We start from the raw sequence: 16,434 nt of genomic DNA on the forward strand, positions 1-16,434 counted from the left end.
GGACCGGTGCCTAGCCGCCCTTGACCTTCAGCTTGCCGCTGTCCCTGTTGTCGGCGCTGTCGTTGGTCCAGGTCAGGCGCAGGTCGAGGCGGGACTGGTCGTCCTCGGAGGTGGCGGTGACGCGCAATGTCATCAGGCCCTTCGGCTCAAGGGTGATTTCGCCGGTGTCGTCGCCGAAGTGCACTTCGCCCTTGGCGATACCGCGCTTGACGGCGTCCAGCAGCTTCTGGACGGACTTCTTGTCCTGGAGGGACTGGTGCCGGAAACGGCCCTTGCGTTCCATCATCGCGACAATCCATGTTGTTGAAGGATCTTTTCCGGGTTGAACAGCTTGGCATGCGGATAATCGCGGCTGATGCCCAAAATGGTGCCGTGCGGATGGATGATCGTCGCGCCCGTGCCGATGCCTTCCAGACCTTCGGTGCTTCTGGAGTGGCGGTCAAGGGTGACGTCCGCTTCCAGGTGCAGCAGTCCGTGCTTGGATTTCAGCTGCTGGCCGTCATGCTGGTTGACGTGGCCCTGGACCAGCAGCTTGATGCCGGCCAGATGCAGGTCGTCCACGCCGGTTTCGGTAAGCGGGTGATCGACATCCCGGTATTTGGTGCGCATCAGGTTCGCCACGGTTCCGCAATAGAATTCGAACGGGTCCTCCCGGCTTTCCTTTCGGAAGCGCCGGTTGACATGGGCAACGCCTTTCCTGGAAATCTGCGCGGCCATCTGGTCGTCGATGCCCGCATGGACGAACAGCAGCGAGCCGCTCTGGTGGACGGCCTTCATGGTCCGGAAGAACCAGGCGTAGCGGCCGTCCGGTTCGACGAACAGGTCCCGGCATTTGAGGGCGGCGGCATAGAGCTGGCGCATCGTCAGGCCCGCTTCGGCAGCATGAACGGCGAACCTGTCGGTCTTCTTCTTCAGCCGCGCCATTTCCTTGGCGATTGCCGCGTCGTTCATGCTGCGTGCGGCGGCCTTTGGAAACGCGCGGGTCCACTTCTTGCCCGGTATCATCAGCTTGCGGCAGGTGGCCTCGTCGGGGATGCCGTCCAGCGGGGCGTCCGGATCGACATGCCGATCGAAAACCTCGCGCAGGAGCGGCATGACCTTCTTGCCCATGCGCACGAACATGTGGGCGTTGAGCGCGCCGCGTTTCACGGTCAGGGCCTCCAGGCCCAGATAGAGCCTGAGATCATGGTTGCCCGCGAGCAGAACCACATCCGCGCCGGACTTCATCAGCCAGGCGAGGCTGTCGAGCAGGTCGAGATTGCTCGGGCCCTTGTCGAGACAATCCCCTCCGATGATGATCTGGGAGGCACGGCCGAACGCGGTGAGTTCGAATTCCGTTAGGCCGTCACCGGTGCGCCGGATTGCGCTGGCCGCCACGAGGGACCGCAGCAGGCTTTCGGCATCGGCGTGCAGGTCGGATATGAAGACCACCGGCTTGTCAGGCCAGTCCCAGGGACCGAGATCGTTCGCCCGGGCAAGGCTGCCGACAAGATCAGGCACCCGTCCGGCGCTGGTATGCCGCTGCACGGGCTTGTCGAGCGGCCAGGGAACGCAGCTCTGCGGCAGACCGAGATCGATCGCATCGTCCCGGGCGATCGGCGGCAGCAGCGGGGACAGGGGCATGTGGGTCATCATGGCTCTCTCGGCTTGTTCCGGTCAGTCCAATGCGGTTTCCAGGGGGCGGCGCTCTTTCCAGGCACCGCCAAAATGCGACCAGCCCGTCACGGGGCTGAATTTCAGCACCACCGGTCTGGCGTGGTGCATGCTGAGCTTGCGGATGTCGTCGAAGCCGAGCACGCCGAGGTCATGGGCGGCATGGCGGAATGCGGCACCGTGACCGACGTAAACCTGTGCGTTCGCGCGGGGGTCCGACGCGAGCGACGAGATCCTGTCGCGCAGGAACGTGGCCACCCGCCGGCCCGCATCCATCAGGCTTTCCGCTCCCTCGACCGGCAGCGTGTAGTGGCTGTTGGCCTTCCAGTCCTGCGGCGGCGGCGCCATACGCGGGTCCTCGGCGAGAACCTGCTCGATCTCCGCGACGGTCAGGTTGGCGAACGCGCCGACGCTGCGTTCGGCGAGCGCCGCATCCTCCGTGACACGCAGCCGCGCGCCGGTCTTTTCCGAGAACACCTGAGCCAGAAGCGTGGCAGTCTGCCAGGCCCTTTGCTGGCGGGAACAGAAGACTTCCGGAGAGACTTGCCAGCCGTGATCCGCTGCGAGCGCCGACAGTTCGGCGCCCGCCTTCCGCGCCTGTTCCCGGCCTTGCCCGGAAAGAGCGTACGGCTGCAGCGCGCTCGGTGTCTCCGGCTTCTGGAGGTAGTCCGCGTGGCGCACGAGGATCGCGAAACGATCAGTCACGACGTCTGTCCCAGCAGGTCCGCACCTGCATCGAACAAGGCGTCGAAATCGATGTGTCCCGTGACCTCCCACACCCTTACGCCGGACAAGGCGTCCAGATAGGCGTCGGTGTCCAACTGCGACCGGTCGGTCCAGAACGCGCCGTCCGCCGCCTGGAAGAACGGTCCCGGACTTTTCACGATCGCGGACAGAAGATCGGGCCGGCTGTTCAACTCGGTCTCCTTCACCTGGGTGGGCGCGGTGCTGTCCCGGGACCAGTTCAGCACCCAGAAATCGGTCAGTTGTGCGTCATGGGCAATCCGGCCGGGTCCGTAGATGTCGTCGATGAACAGGTCGTATTTCTCTTCAACGTGCCAGAGTTCGTCCGGTTCCATGTTGCGCAGCTCTTCCTCGCGTTCCTCATCGAGGAGGCCGCTCAGGCGGGCATTGTTGACGATCGTGCCCGGATTGATGCGCGGCAGCTTCGGAATGCCGAGCGCATCCGTGCGGTTGCCCGCATTGCGCACGAGCAGGCGGTCGTTGGTGACATATTTCGTGCCGGCAATTTCCATCAGGCGCAGCATGGTGGTGGACTTGCCGCCGCCGGACAGGCCGGAAATGGCGAGACCCCTGTCCGCCGTGCGGACCGCCGCCGCGTGGCAGGCGGACCAGCCCTGTCTTTGAAAGTGGTTGAGGATCTGGGTGTTGACGAAATTGATGACCTGGTTGGGATGGTCCCCGGTGGGGCCGAAAGCGATCGACCATCCCGGTGCCTGCACGAACTGGATCCCGGTGCGCACCTTCAGCACCAGGCGGCCGTTCTCAAGGTCGCAGATGGCGTCCTTGCGGCCGGACTTGCCGGGTTCCCTGGTCCAGTCGGCGTAGTCCACCTTGAACGGCAGTTCCGCGGTGCCCAGAACATGGACGGTCATGTGTGGGTCGCCGGGGGCGGAAATCACGTGCTGAAAATAGCGCAGCAGTTCGGCCAGCAATGCTTCGGACGTGCAGCGGACCTCGATCACGAAACCGCCGACGGTCAGGAAGACCGGATCGCATGTCCGGGTTTTCCGCTCCGGGGCAAGAGCGTCGACGACGTCCTGAACGGTGATGTCGGTCATGGGCGCACCTTCTCGATCACGTGTCTGGCATAAAGCGGGGCGGCGTCGATCGATGCGCCTTCCAATGCACCCTTGAAGCCGCCGAATGCGGAGACTTCGAAGACGATCGGGCCGGTGTCGGTCAGGCCAACATCGACGGTGGTGAAATCGAGGTCGAACGGGGCCTGGGCGCGCCGGGCAAGATCAATCAGCGCGTCATCCGGCTCGAACGGTTCGTATTTGCCGCCATGCAGGATCGTGGTGTTCCAGCTGTCCGTCTGGGCCACGCGGGCGTATGTGCCCAGATACGCCCCGCCCAGAAACACCATGCCGAGATCGCGCCCGGAGAGGTTGACCTTCTTCTGCAGATACATGACAGGATTGTCCGCCTTGAAGGCCGTGATCCTGTCCCTGAGCACCGTTGCACTCTCAGCGGCATCCCCGGTGGCATCCATCAGGGTCATGCCGCGCGCCTTGGTGGAGAACAGCGGCTTGAACACCGCGCTGCCGAACCGCTGAACCGCGGCGAGGGCCTGGTCGACGCTCTCGGTGACACAGGTGGCGGGCATCGGAATGCCGGCATTGGCCAGCGTGACCGTGCAGCTCAGCCGGTTGACCAGACCGAGAATGGACCGGGTGCCGGAGAAAATGCGGACACCGGCGGCTTCCGCCACGCGCAGCAGTTCCAGTCGGTCGAGGGTGGCCGGGCTGTAGTCCTGGCTGATCTTCTTGATCACCAGGCCATCGAGGCCGCACAGGTCGGTGTCCTCCGCCATCAGGGTCCGCGTTTCCAGGTCGAGCGCGACGTTGGCCATGTCGATCACGCGGCGGTAGCCGGTTTCCGCCTCGAGGGCGTCGGCAAGGATTTCGGTCGACCATTTTCCGGGAATGCCGATCACGCCGATTTTCAGATCAGTCAACGAAGAGCTCCTTCATCTGAAGCCGGAAACGGGCTTCGCCGCCGGGTGGGCAGGCAAGGACCTGTTCAATGAGGTAACGGCCCCGCAGCCACATGCGCCGGGCATGGGATTTGTCGAAAATGAAACGGGTGGAACTGGCGAAGGAGCGGGCAAGACCCAGGGCCAGGCGGAATTCGAAGGTGTCGTCGCCCTGTTTGCGCGCGAAGGCCCGGGTGGATTTATAGAAGGCCTGGGACACGTGCATGATGCGCCTGCGGGTTTCATGATCAAGCACCTGAAGCCGGTAGTTCGACACCATGAAGACGGACACGTCCTGCACGTAGTCCATGTAGCGCGAGCGGTGCAGATCGATGAAATGGATCCGGTCCTCGCCGGGATCAAAGATGATGTTGTCGACGTTGAAGTCGCCGTGAATATAGACCGAGAACGGTGCCGGGACGGCCGCTTCGCGGACCGCGGCCTCCTCGACGAGCCTGTCCAGCGAGGGCAGCACTTCGCCGGCAAAACGGACCTTCCTGTCCCTGAACTCAGGATGCACCCGGCGCACTTCACCAAGCCGCCTGGCAAGCTGCTGCATGCTCGCCGCTTCCGCCGGCTCCTGGGTCCTGGTCTGTTTCCAGATGTCCTTCAGCGTCGCGGACAGGCGCGTTAGTGCCGTGTCGCACATGGCGTCGGTCTCGTTCAGGACGATGTGCTCGAACGTCAGGCCGGGCAGGTGTTCGATCAGGAGCGCGGCGGACTGGTTGCGTTTCTGGTAGGACAGGATTTTCGGAGCAAGGCCGGGATAAATCGAGTGCCAGCTCTTCACGCCCTCGCGCTCTTCCTTCACCTTGCTCTTCTCGCCATCCTTGAACACGGCGGCGACCGTTTCGGTCTTCCTGTCCCGGATGGCGGAAATCGAGCTGCCCGACCGGGTTTCGGCGATGGTCTCCACGGTCAGGTCGCCGCCGGGGCCTTCCAGATCCGACATCAGACCCCGCAGGGCGAAGTAGCGCTCGAAATTGACGGCCTGGCCGATATTGGCTGAAATCAGCGCTTCGCTGATCGCTTTCAGCGAGTTGCCCATGCGCTGAATTTCGCTGGCGACCAGCAGGCTGTTGGCGATGTCGGCAGGCCGTGCGTCGGGATTGCGCATCTCTCTTGTGTAGAGCTTGAACAGCTTGCGGTAGTCGGCCTCGACCTTGTCCTGAATCTGGCCGATCTCGATCGCCTTTTCGCTGTCGCTGCCGACAAGGGCCTGCCCGATCCGGGCAACGCCCTGACGGACCCGCTTGACGATGGCCGGGTAGCGATCGGGCACGAGCGTCGCGAAGTCCTCGATCTTCTCTACATGATGCAGCGATTGCCGGGCCAGGCTGGACAGGCGCTGCAGGTCGTTGGCGACAAATTCCAGGCTGCGCAGGGTCAGATGCTTGCGGTTGTCCTTTTTCGCGTCCGTCATCTGGCGGACGCAGGCCGCCAGGATCCGCGTCTTCAGATTGTGGGCATAGCCGGCCCGGTCCATGATCCGGCGCGCGGTCGCGGCTGTCGGCGCCTTGAAGAAGGTCTCGAGCTGTGTCAGCTGGCCATCGATCTCCGCGCATAGGAAATGGAGGTTCTCCCGGATGGATTTCGGCACGTGAGAGCGTTGACCAGCCATGTTCAACCTTTTGACCGGAGCGATGGTTTTCGGTTCAGGCACATTTTGCAGGGGTGAGGCGAACCTGCAAAATGGGCCAGATGCCGCATTTGCCCGATGCACCCGATCGCGTCGCGCACAGCGCCTCGCCGACTGAGCAGGTCAACCTCATCAAGAGATTTAATATGGCGGGTCAAAGCTCTAGTCATCATGGGGTCCGAGATAGACTTCGGGCATCCGCGTACAGCCAAGTGGAAACAGTTTTGTGACATAGGCCGGACGCAACTGTTGAGAAGATTCAGTCGTGATCCAGCGCGTTGCGACCTGGTGCGGGTCCGGATGGTTGCCCAGGACCGGCGTATAGTCGTCTGGAACGCTGCACCCGAAGACAAAATCCAGTTGATGCTGTCGCTCGATGCCGCCGGATTTGACCCTATAGACCTCCGCGACATGAAGGAGGTCATCAATCGTCACGTCAGCGCCGATCTCCTCCCGGCATTCGCGTTTCAGGCATTCGTGGAGGGTCTCTCCGGGATCCTGCTTGCCGCCCGGCAGCGTGTAGTAAAGCCCCTTCTCCGGATGGCGCTTTTCCTGAACCAGCAGGCGGTCTGCGCGCAGGATGAACGCGCGAGGCGTGGACCGGATGAAGGGACGGAACGCCCCGTGCGCAGCAGGGTCTCGTGTCGGAATTGCACTTAGCTCCATTCCCGGCGGGGGCACATGACCTAAAAGGCGTCGCGGTGGTGGGTGCGCCCGGTTTTCGAGTATAGGTGAGTCGTCGGTGTCCAGCCAATGAATAGCCGGCTGAAGACGAGGTCTCGCTTGGACAATATCGGAGGTTTGCAGCGAAGAAGAGCCGCACCCACGTCGTACCCTTGGCGCCGTCCCGGCTCAGGACCGGGACGGCGGAGCGCAGCGCGGCAGAATAGGCAAAACCGGGTCCATGACTTTCGCTCAGATATCCGGCCCGATGGTCCGCCCCTCGGTCGAGGGGTCGATGTCATTGCGCAGCTTTTCCAGGGCGCGCATGCGTTCCTGGGCGCGGCTCTGGTTTTCACGGGTGACGCCGGCGATCAGCACTTCGGCGATCGCCATCAGCGCCAGCGAGGAATCCCAGGGGGAGGGCACGGCGACGCGTGCGGGCAGGACATAACTGGCGATCCGGCCGACCGGGGACATCCAGCTGTCGGTGACCAGGGCCACCGTGGCGCCCTGATTGGCGGCCGCTTCGGCGAACTGGATGATCTCGCCCTGGTAGCGGCGGATATCGAAGACGACGACGACGTCCTTCGGTCCGATGCCGAGGAGCTGGTCGAGCCAGTTGCCCTGCTGGCCGGCCACATGGTTGACATTGGGCCGCACGATCCTGAGGTGGGCGGCCATGTAGCGCGCCAGCCCGTCCGTGAACCGGCCGCCGATCAGATGGATGGTCTTGCGTTCGTCGGCGAGAAGTCTGATCAGTCCGGTGAGTTCGCCCTTTGGCAGATGGGCGAAGGTCTCGCGCACGTTCTCCAGGAGCTGATCGACATGGGGGTCGCGATCCGGCGCGCCGACCATGTTGGCGCTGCGCGCGAGCGGCGAATTGAGCTGGTTTTCCAGTTCCCCGCGCAGCTTCTTCTGGAATTCCGCGAAACCGGGAAAACCGAGCCGTCCGACAAAGCGCAGGATCGTCGGCGAACTGACCCCGGCGGCCTCGGCGAATTGCGCGACGGTGCCCAGACCCTGCATCGGGTAGTTCGCCATCAGCGCGTGCGCGGCTTTCTTTTCCGTGGCGGTGAATTCGTCCAGACGGTCTCGGATATCTTCCAGAAGTGGGCGTTCCATGGGCACCGGCCTGTTTCTAGGCTGTAGTGACAAATTAACGATCCTGATCCCAACGATGACACTCGTTAATTTGTCACTACAGCCTGGTCTGTTCGGCTGATTTTCATTTGACAGCCGATGCAATCTGCGTATCAAATATTACAGAACTTGGCAAAGTCGGCAATCCTGTAACAAACGTTACAAATGGCCGGAGACGGAATTCCAGGGAGCAGGATATGGTAACAGACCCCCGCACGGGAGGATCAGCACGGGCTGTCGCGGTTGAAAACGCGGACGGCACCGGTCCTTTCGTGCTTGTCTGCGACCACGCATCCAACTTCCTGCCGCCGCCCTATGACACCAGCCTGAACATCACCGAAGCCGACAAGAGTGCCCATATCGCCTGGGACCCGGGCGCGCTCGGGGTTGCGGCTGGACTGTCGAAGGCGCTGGATGCGCCGCTGGTTCACAGCACCGTGTCGCGGCTGATCATCGACTGCAACCGCGAGGAAAGCCGTGCCGATCTCATTCCGTGTCTCAGCGAGACCACGGCGATCGCCGGCAACCGGGATCTGCCGGCGGACGAGAAGACCTTCCGGCTCAATCTGGCGCACAGGCCGTTTCACCAGACGATCGACAAGCTGCTCGATCAGCGCAAGGACAAGGGCCTGCCGACCGCGGTCGTGTCGATCCATTCCTTCACGCCAGTCTACAAGGGCAAGGCGCGTCCCTGGGAAATCGGCCTGATCTATGAAAACGACCGCCGGCTGGCCGATCCGGTGCTGGCGGATCTTGCCGCAAGGGGCGATCTGACCGTCGGCGACAACGAACCCTATTCGCCGGCGGACGGCGTCTATTACACGATCCGCCGCCACGGCGAGTACCGGCAATTGCCCTGCCTGATGATCGAGATCCGCAACGACGAAATCAGCACGCCCGAAGAGGAAGCCCGCTGGAGCGCGTTGCTCGGCCCTGTTCTGGCGCGCGCGGCGCAGAGCGTTTCGGGAGGTGTCCGTGCTTAAGGCGGCTTGCCTCTATGTCCGGATCGTCGACGGCTTCAACCGGGGCCTCGGCAAGATGATCATGTGGGGCGTCTTCGTGATGGCCGCCATCCTGCTGTGGTCGTCCGTGTCCAAGACGTTCTTCAACCCGTCCCTGTGGACGCTCGAAGTCGCCCAGTTCGCCATGGTCGCCTATTATGTGCTGGGCGGGCCCTACTCGATCCAGCTCGGCTCCAATGTGCGCATGGACCTGTTCTACGCGGAATGGAGCATTGAGAAAAAGGCCTGGTTCGATGCCTTTACCGTTCTTCTGCTGATCTTCTATCTGTGTGTGCTGCTCTATGGCGCGCTCAATTCGACCGCCTATTCGCTCGGCTACTTCGGCAAGGACTCGATCGGGTTCTGGTGGGACCTTGTTGTCACCTTCGTGACCGGCGGACCGGAAGCGGCCGGCGAAAAGCTCGGCTATATCGAGCGCAGTCCGACCGCCTGGCGGCCGTATCTGTGGCCGGTGAAATTCGTGATGGTTTTCGGGTTCTTCCTGATGCTGCTGCAGACCGTTTCGGAGCTTTTGAAAGACATCGCCCGGATCAAGGGAGTGACGCTCTGATGTCCTATGAGCTGATCGCGCTCCTGATGTTTTCCTCCATGATGCTGATGCTGCTGACAGGTCAGCGCGTCTTCGGCGCCATTGGCGGTATCGCTGCCATCGCCGCGCTGTGCCTGTGGGGCACGGGCGGTGGCGACATCCCGTTCTCGTCGGCGATGAAGCTGATGAAGTGGTATCCGCTGCTGACGCTGCCGATGTTCATCTTCATGGGCTACATCCTGTCGGAAACCAAGATCGCCGACGATCTCTACAAGATGTTCCATGTCTGGATGGGCCCGCTCAACGGGGGCCTCGCCATTGGCACCATCCTCCTGATGGTGCTGATTTCGGCCATGAACGGCCTGTCGGTCGCCGGCATGGCCATCGGCGCGACCATAGCGCTGCCGGAACTCCTCAAGCGAAAATACGACAAGCGCATGGTCACGGGGGTGATCCAGGCCGGGTCCTCGCTCGGCATCCTGGTGCCGCCCTCCGTGGTGCTGGTGCTCTATGCGATGATCGCCCGGGCGCCGGTCGGCCAGCTCTGGCTTGCCGGGATCCTGCCGGGTCTGATGATGGCTGCCATGTTCGTGGTCTATATCGCGGTACGCTGCCGGATCCAGCCGGAACTCGGGCCGGCGCTGTCGCCGGAAGAGCGCGCGGCCTCCGGCGAGGACAGATACAAGCTGCTGCTCGCCGGCATTCTCCCGATCGTGATCTTCGCGGCCATGATGGTGCCGTTCGTGATGGGCTATACCAGCCTGGTGGAGGCGTCGGCGATCGGCGCGCTGACGGCACTGCTGGCGGCGGTCGTCAAGCGCCGCATGACCCTGGACATCCTGACCCTCTGCCTGAAGAACACGCTCGGCATCTCCTGCATGTTCATGTGGATCATTCTGGCCGCGCTGGGGTTTGGCGCGGTGTTCGACGGGCTTGGCGCCGTCAAGGCGATCGAGAACCTGTTCACGGAGCAGCTCGGCCTGTCGCCGTGGATGATCCTCATCCTGATGCAGCTGTCCTTCCTGGTGATGGGAACCTTTCTCGACGACACGGCGATGCTGGTGATTGTCGCGCCGCTCTATGTGCCGCTGGTCGGCTCGCTCGATCTGGGCATGCCCCGGGTCGACGTGCTGATCTGGTACGGCGTGCTCTACACGATCACCACGCAGATCGCCTACATGACGCCGCCGTTCGGCTACAATCTCTTTCTGATGCGGGCAATGGCGCCCAAGGACATCACCATGCGCGACATCTACGGCTCGATCACGCCGTTCGTGCTGGTGATGATCCTGGCGCTGGTTCTCGTGATGGTTTTTCCGCAGATCGCGCTCTGGCTGCCGGACCTGGTGTACGGCAGATAGGCGCGAACTGGGGGGACAAGAACAACATCCGGGTGAAACGGAGTTGGACCGCGGGAGTATCGAGAGCCGGAAAACGGCCGCACCGCTTGTGATGAAACTGGAACAAAGGGGAACTTGAGATGACGAACAGACGTGATTTTCTGAAAAAAGCCGGTCTCGGCACTGCCGCAGCCGCCGGAGCGACAACCCTTGCCGCCCCGGCCGTTCATGGCCAGTCGCAGATCAAATGGCGCCTGCAGACCTATGCCGGTCCGGCGCTTGCCGAGCATGTGATCAAGCCGCATATCGATGCCTTCAACAAGGCCGCCAACGGCGAGATGGTGATCGAGCTCTACACCGCCGACCAGCTGGTGCCGACGGGTGAATTGTTCCGCGCCATGCAGCAGGGCACCATCGATGCTGTGCAGTCGGACGACGACAGCATGGCGTCGCCGACCGACGTCACCGTGTTCGGCGGCTACTTCCCGTTCGCGTCCCGCTATTCTCTCGACGTGCCGGTTCTGTTCAACCAGTACGGCCTGAAGGAAATCTGGGAAGAGGAATACGCCAAGGTCGGCGTGAAGCATATTTCCGCCGGTTCCTGGGATCCGTGCCACTTCGCGACCAAGGACCCGATCCGCTCGCTCAAGGACCTGGAAGGCAAACGCGTCTTCACCTTCCCGACAGCGGGCCGGTTCATGTCCCAGTTCGGTGTGGTGCCCGTCACCCTGCCGTGGGAAGACATCGAGGTTGCCGTGCAGACCGGTGAACTCGACGGCATCGCCTGGTCGGGCATCACGGAAGACTACACCGTCGGCTGGGCGGACGTGACCAACTACTTCCTGACCAACAACATCTCGGGCGCATGGGCGGGGTCGTTCTTCGCCAATCAGGAACGCTGGAACGAACTTCCGGACCACCTGAAGACCATGCTTCAGCTCGCCATGGACGCATCGCACTATTATCGCCAGTGGTGGTACTGGGGCGGTGAAGCCAATCTGCGTGTCGAGGGCACCAAGATGGAGCTGACCACCATTCCGGACGAGGAGTGGGCGACCGTTGAAGCCGCCGCGATGGCGTTCTGGGACGAAATCGCCGCGGAATCGCCGGTCAAGGCGAAGGTCGTGGAGATCTTCAAGAAGTACAATCAGGACATGCAGAAGGCTGGACGGCCCTACCGCTACACCTGATCCGAACCGGTCCCGGTCCGCAGGGCTTCCCTGCGGACCGGGACATTTCCAACGACATCAAAACCGCCTGAAACGGACACGCATCAATGCCTGGCAACCTGACTTTCGACGCGCTGAAGTCGCTCGTTTCCACCGGAGAGATCGATACGGTGCTCGCCTGTATCGTCGACATGCAGGGCCGGCTGATGGGCAAGCGGTTTCATGCCCGGCATTTTGTCGACAGCGCCTTCAACGAGACCCATTGCTGCAATTATCTGCTGGCGACGGATCTGGAGATGTACACCGTCGAGGGCTACGCGGCGACGAGCTGGTCGGGTGGCTACGGCGATTATGTCATGAAACCGGATCTGGCCACGTTGCGGCTGGTGCCGTGGCTGGACGGCACGGCCATGGTGATATGCGACGTGCAGGATCATGACACCCACGCGGATGTGCCGCATTCGCCGCGCGCCATGCTGAAGGCCCAGGTGGCCCGGCTGGCCGAACGCGGCCTGACGCCGATCATGGCGACGGAACTCGAATTCTTCCTGTTCGAGAAGAGCTACGACGACATGCGCAAGGGCGGCTTCCGCGACCTGGAGCCGATCTCGGGCTACAACGAGGATTATCACATCCTGCAGACGACCAAGGAAGAGGACATCATGCGCCCGGTGCGCAACGATCTTTATGCTGCGGGCATTCCGGTCGAGAACACCAAGGGCGAGGCCGAGGCCGGGCAGGAAGAACTCAACATCAAATACGCGCCGGCGCTGGATACGGCCGAGTACCACACCATTGCCAAGCAAGCTGTCAAGGAAATCGCCTGGGCCAAGGGGCGTTCGGCGTCTTTCCTGGCCAAGTGGCGCCACGACAAGGTCGGCTCGTCCTCGCATGTGCACCAGTCCCTGTTCGACAAGGACGGCAACAATGTCTTTTGCGACGACAAGGCCGAACTGGGCATGTCGGACACGATGTGCCACTACGTCGCCGGACTGATCAAGTATGCGCCGGACTACACCTATTTCCTGGCGCCCTATATCAACAGCTACAAGCGGTTCCAGAAGGGCACCTTCGCGCCGACCAAGACCGTCTGGTCCGTCGACAACCGCACCGCCGGGTTCCGCCTGTGCGGCGCGGGCACGAAGGGACTGCGGATCGAATGCCGTATCGGCGGCTCGGATCTCAATCCCTATCTGGCGCTCGCGGTTCAGATCGCTGCGGGTCTGAAGGGCATCGAAGAGAAACTTCCGCTCGACCCGCCGGCCGCCGGCGATGTCTACGAGGCCAGGCGCGCCCGCGAAGTCCCGCAGTCCCTGCGCGAAGCGCGTGAGACCCTGCGCAAGTCGAAATTCCTGCGCGAGGTCTTCTCCGATCAGGTGATCGACCACTACGCGCGCGCCGCGGAATGGGAGATCGAGGAATTCGACCGGGCGGTGACCGACTATGAAATTGCGCGCGGCTTCGAGCGGGCGTAAGGAAAATTGGAAGGACGCCACTCCGATCAGCCTCACCCTGAGGAGGGTTGCAAGGCCCGTCTCGAAGGAGGGGCGGCACACTCGGAACGAGCGGCGCATCCTTCGAGACAGCGCTGGCGCGCTTCCTCAGGATGAAAGATGCCGGGGGGCGGGACTGCTACCAAGAGCCAACCACTTTGTCTGAAACCGCACGGGAAGATGCGGTTATGAAAGGTTCAAAATGTCTGATGTGATCAAGCTGATCTCGCCGATCGACGGATCGGTCTATGCCGAACGGCCGGCGCTCGACGAGGCGTCGGTCGACAAGGTGGTCTCGGTGGCGCGCAAGGCCCAGCCCGGATGGGCAGCGCTCGGTGTCGCCGAGCGGGTGGCCTATTGTGAAAAGGCGCTCGAAGCCCTCAAGGCCATGAATGACGAGGTGGTGACGGAACTGGCCTGGCAGATGGGCCGGCCGGTGCGTTACGGCGGCGAACTCGGCGGCACCATCGAGCGCACGGAATATTGCGCAAAGACCGCAGCCGACGCGCTGGCGGACATCGAGCGCACCGACAAGCCGGGCTTCAAGCGCTATCTGCGACGGGTGCCGCTCGGCATCGTCATGGTGATCGCGCCGTGGAACTACCCGTTCATGACCGCGATCAACACCATCATGCCGGCGCTGATGTCGGGCAATGTGGTGGTGCTCAAACATGCCGCGCAGACCCTTTTGGTCGGCGAACGCCTCGCCAGGGCATTCGAGATCGCAGGCCTGCCGAAAGGGGTGTTCCAGAACATTGTCCTGACCCACGCCGGCACCGAGAAGCTGCTTGGCTCGGGGGCCATCGACCATGTCAACTTCACCGGTTCGGTCGGCGGCGGCCGGGCCATCGAAAAGGCACTGGCCGGCACGTTTGCAACGCTTGGACTGGAGCTCGGCGGCAAGGATCCGGCCTATGTCCGCGCCGATGCCGATCTGGACTACGCGATCGAGAACCTCGTCGACGGGGCCTTCTTCAATGCCGGACAGTGCTGCTGCGGCATCGAGAGGATCTATGTCCATGAAAGCCAATTCGACCGGTTCGTCGACGGCTTTGTCGACCTGACCAGTCAGTACAAGCTCGGCAATCCGCTGGACGAAGCCACGACGCTCGGTCCGATGGCCCAGTCCCGTTTCGCCGCCTGGGTGCGCGAACAGACCCGGGAAGCCCTGCGCAAGGGAGCGAAGGCGCATATCGATGTCTCGACATTCGAGGCGGACAAGGACGGTACGCCGTATCTCGCGCCGCAGGTGCTGACCGACGTCAATCATCAGATGTCGGTGATGCGCGAGGAGAGCTTCGGTCCGGTGGTCGGCATCATGAAGGTCAAGGACGACGAGGAAGCGCTGCAGTTCATGAACGACAGCCCCTACGGCCTGACCGCGTCGATCTGGACCGAGGACGTGCAAGCTGCCGCGGATATCGGCGACAAGGTCGAGACCGGGACCGTCTTCATGAACCGCTGCGACTATCTCGATCCGGCGCTGGTCTGGACCGGGGTCAAGGACACCGGCAAGGGCGCTGCCCTTTCCGAGATCGGCTTCCACAACCTGACCCGGCCGAAATCCTTCCACTTCCGCGTGGAGCATTGAGGCGAAGGCTACTTGAGCGAGTTTAACTGATGGTGCGAACTGTTCGCTGAAACTTTTGATCTTGCTCCCCCCTCTCCCCCTGTGCGGGGGAGATGTCTCCTTCTGGAGACAGAGAGGGGGGCCAGGCTCTCGGCAAACTCGGCACCGGGCAATGACGCACTGCCGATCACCCCCCTCTATCCGCGATGCGGACATCTCCCCCGCAAGGGGGGAGAGGGGAGCAAGTGGTGACGCTAAAAAAGACAGCCGCTGCAACGAAATTGCGGCAATAGCAATAGAACCAGAGCTTCAAACCCACGAGACACACATGAGCGCACTTCCTTCCGTCAACTGGTCCTATCCGACCGCCATTCGTTTCGGTGCGGGTCGCATCGGTGAGTTGCCCGACGCGGTCAAGGCTGCCGGCATGGCCAATCCGCTTCTGGTCACCGATCCGGGCCTTGCGGGCCTGCCGATGGTGGCCGAGGCAATTGCCGCCCTGAAAGCGGCGGGCCTCAAGGCGGCCGTCTTTTCCGACGTCAAGCCGAACCCGGTCGACAGCAACATTTCAGCCGGCGTTGCCGCCTTCAAGGCAGGCGCCCATGACGGGGTGATTGCCTTCGGCGGCGGTTCGGGCCTCGATGCGGGCAAGCTGATCGCCTTCATGTCCGGCCAGAGCCGGTCGATCTGGGATTTCGAGGACATCGGCGACTGGTGGACCCGTGCGGACCCGGACGGCATCGCGCCGATCGTTGCCGTGCCGACCACGGCAGGCACAGGCTCGGAAGTCGGCCGTGCGGGCGTCGTCACCAATGAGGCGACCCACACCAAGAAGGTGATCTTTCATCCGAAGATGCTGCCCGCCACGGTCATCTGCGATCCGGAACTGACGGTCGGCATGCCGCGCTTCATCACGGTCGGCACCGGCATGGACGCGCTCGCCCATTGCCTGGAGGCTTACTCCGCGCCGATGTACCATCCGATGTCCGAAGGCATCGCGCTGGAAGGCATCCGCCTGGTGCTGGAAAACCTGCCGAAAGTGGTTGCCGACGGCGCGGACCTGGAGGCACGTGGCCATCTGATGAGCGCAGCCGCCATGGGGGCCGTCGCGTTTCAGAAGGGCCTTGGCGCGATCCATTCGCTGTCCCACCCGGTCGGCGCGCTTTACGATACCCATCACGGCATGACCAACGCCGTCTTCATGCCCTATGTGCTGCAATTCAACAGGCCGGCCATCGAGCAGAAGTTCGAGCGCCTTGCCGGGTTCCTGGGCATTTCCGGCGGTTATCAGGGCGTTCTGGATACCGTTCTGAAGCTGCGCGAAGACCTGGACGTGCCGCATACGCTTGCGGGTCTGAAGGTCGATGACGGCAAACGCGACCTGATCGCGGAAATGGCCATCGTCGATCCGACCGCAGGCGGCAATCCGGTTCCGCTGACAAAGGACGGCGCGCTGGAAATCTTCGACAAGGCGCAAAGCGGTACGGTCTGACCGCC

At 62.7% G+C, this 16,434-nt stretch carries 15 protein-coding genes; 7 read left to right on the forward strand and 8 right to left on the reverse strand.

The window, feature by feature from the left end:
- Nucleotides 1-10: 10 nt before the first annotated feature.
- The 8 genes from AC0VX3_RS07320 to AC0VX3_RS07355 form a co-directional block, all read right to left on the reverse strand.
- Nucleotides 11-286, reverse strand: coding sequence for an amphi-Trp domain-containing protein (locus AC0VX3_RS07320; protein ID WP_475524154.1), 276 nt, complete (start codon nt 284-286; stop codon nt 11-13).
- On the reverse strand, nt 283-1,635 hold the full coding sequence (locus tag AC0VX3_RS07325; protein WP_475524155.1) for a metallophosphoesterase family protein: 1,353 nt from the start codon (nt 1,633-1,635) through the stop codon (nt 283-285). The genes AC0VX3_RS07320 and AC0VX3_RS07325 overlap by 4 nt, the downstream gene beginning before the upstream one ends.
- 21 nt (nt 1,636-1,656) lie before the next feature.
- Entirely contained in the window at nt 1,657-2,358 is a 702-nt protein-coding gene (locus AC0VX3_RS07330) for a histidine phosphatase family protein (protein WP_475524156.1), read from the reverse strand.
- Nucleotides 2,355-3,455 carry an HprK-related kinase B gene (locus AC0VX3_RS07335; protein WP_475524157.1) on the reverse strand — a complete coding sequence of 367 codons (1,101 nt, stop codon included), beginning with the start codon at nt 3,453-3,455 and terminating at the stop codon, nt 2,355-2,357. The genes AC0VX3_RS07330 and AC0VX3_RS07335 overlap by 4 nt, the downstream gene beginning before the upstream one ends.
- Entirely contained in the window at nt 3,452-4,354 is a 903-nt protein-coding gene (locus tag AC0VX3_RS07340) for a GAK system ATP-grasp enzyme (RefSeq protein ID WP_475524158.1), read from the reverse strand. Before AC0VX3_RS07340 ends, AC0VX3_RS07335 begins: the two co-directional genes overlap by 4 nt.
- On the reverse strand, nt 4,347-5,993 hold the full coding sequence (locus AC0VX3_RS07345; RefSeq protein ID WP_475524159.1) for a phosphotransferase: 1,647 nt from the start codon (nt 5,991-5,993) through the stop codon (nt 4,347-4,349). Before AC0VX3_RS07345 ends, AC0VX3_RS07340 begins: the two co-directional genes overlap by 8 nt.
- 180 nt (nt 5,994-6,173) lie before the next feature.
- Complete coding sequence (locus AC0VX3_RS07350) at nt 6,174-6,677, reverse strand: NUDIX domain-containing protein (protein ID WP_475524160.1); 504 nt, start codon at nt 6,675-6,677, stop codon at nt 6,174-6,176.
- 249 nt (nt 6,678-6,926) lie between these two features.
- Nucleotides 6,927-7,796, reverse strand: a complete 870-nt coding sequence (locus AC0VX3_RS07355) for a MurR/RpiR family transcriptional regulator (RefSeq protein WP_342892799.1) — start codon at nt 7,794-7,796, stop codon at nt 6,927-6,929.
- 215 nt (nt 7,797-8,011) lie between these two features.
- Here AC0VX3_RS07355 and AC0VX3_RS07360 point away from each other — a divergent pair, with 215 nt between their 5' ends.
- The 7 genes from AC0VX3_RS07360 (at nt 8,012) to AC0VX3_RS07390 (ending at nt 16,429) form a co-directional block, all read left to right on the forward strand.
- Complete coding sequence (locus AC0VX3_RS07360; RefSeq protein ID WP_342892798.1) at nt 8,012-8,797, forward strand: N-formylglutamate amidohydrolase; 786 nt, start codon at nt 8,012-8,014, stop codon at nt 8,795-8,797.
- Complete coding sequence (locus AC0VX3_RS07365; protein ID WP_342892797.1) at nt 8,790-9,386, forward strand: TRAP transporter small permease subunit; 597 nt, start codon at nt 8,790-8,792, stop codon at nt 9,384-9,386. Before AC0VX3_RS07360 ends, AC0VX3_RS07365 begins: the two co-directional genes overlap by 8 nt.
- The gene (locus AC0VX3_RS07370) at nt 9,386-10,726 is read left to right on the forward strand and encodes a TRAP transporter large permease (RefSeq protein ID WP_475524161.1); all 1,341 of its coding nucleotides are present in this window, start codon (nt 9,386-9,388) and stop codon (nt 10,724-10,726) included. Before AC0VX3_RS07365 ends, AC0VX3_RS07370 begins: the two co-directional genes overlap by 1 nt.
- Before the next feature lie 119 nt (nt 10,727-10,845).
- The gene (locus AC0VX3_RS07375) at nt 10,846-11,895 is read left to right on the forward strand and encodes a TRAP transporter substrate-binding protein (RefSeq protein ID WP_475524162.1); all 1,050 of its coding nucleotides are present in this window, start codon (nt 10,846-10,848) and stop codon (nt 11,893-11,895) included.
- Nucleotides 11,896-11,981: 86 nt separating this feature from the next.
- A complete protein-coding gene (locus AC0VX3_RS07380; RefSeq protein WP_475524163.1) occupies nt 11,982-13,349 on the forward strand; it encodes a glutamine synthetase family protein in 1,368 nt (455 codons plus the stop codon).
- 220 nt (nt 13,350-13,569) lie between these two features.
- A complete protein-coding gene (locus tag AC0VX3_RS07385; RefSeq protein ID WP_342892793.1) occupies nt 13,570-14,958 on the forward strand; it encodes an aldehyde dehydrogenase family protein in 1,389 nt (462 codons plus the stop codon).
- 307 nt (nt 14,959-15,265) lie between these two features.
- Complete coding sequence (locus AC0VX3_RS07390; protein WP_475524164.1) at nt 15,266-16,429, forward strand: iron-containing alcohol dehydrogenase; 1,164 nt, start codon at nt 15,266-15,268, stop codon at nt 16,427-16,429.
- Nucleotides 16,430-16,434 lie beyond the last annotated feature (5 nt).

It is taken from the genome of Roseibium sp. QJM3NY_11 (assembly GCF_056173175.1).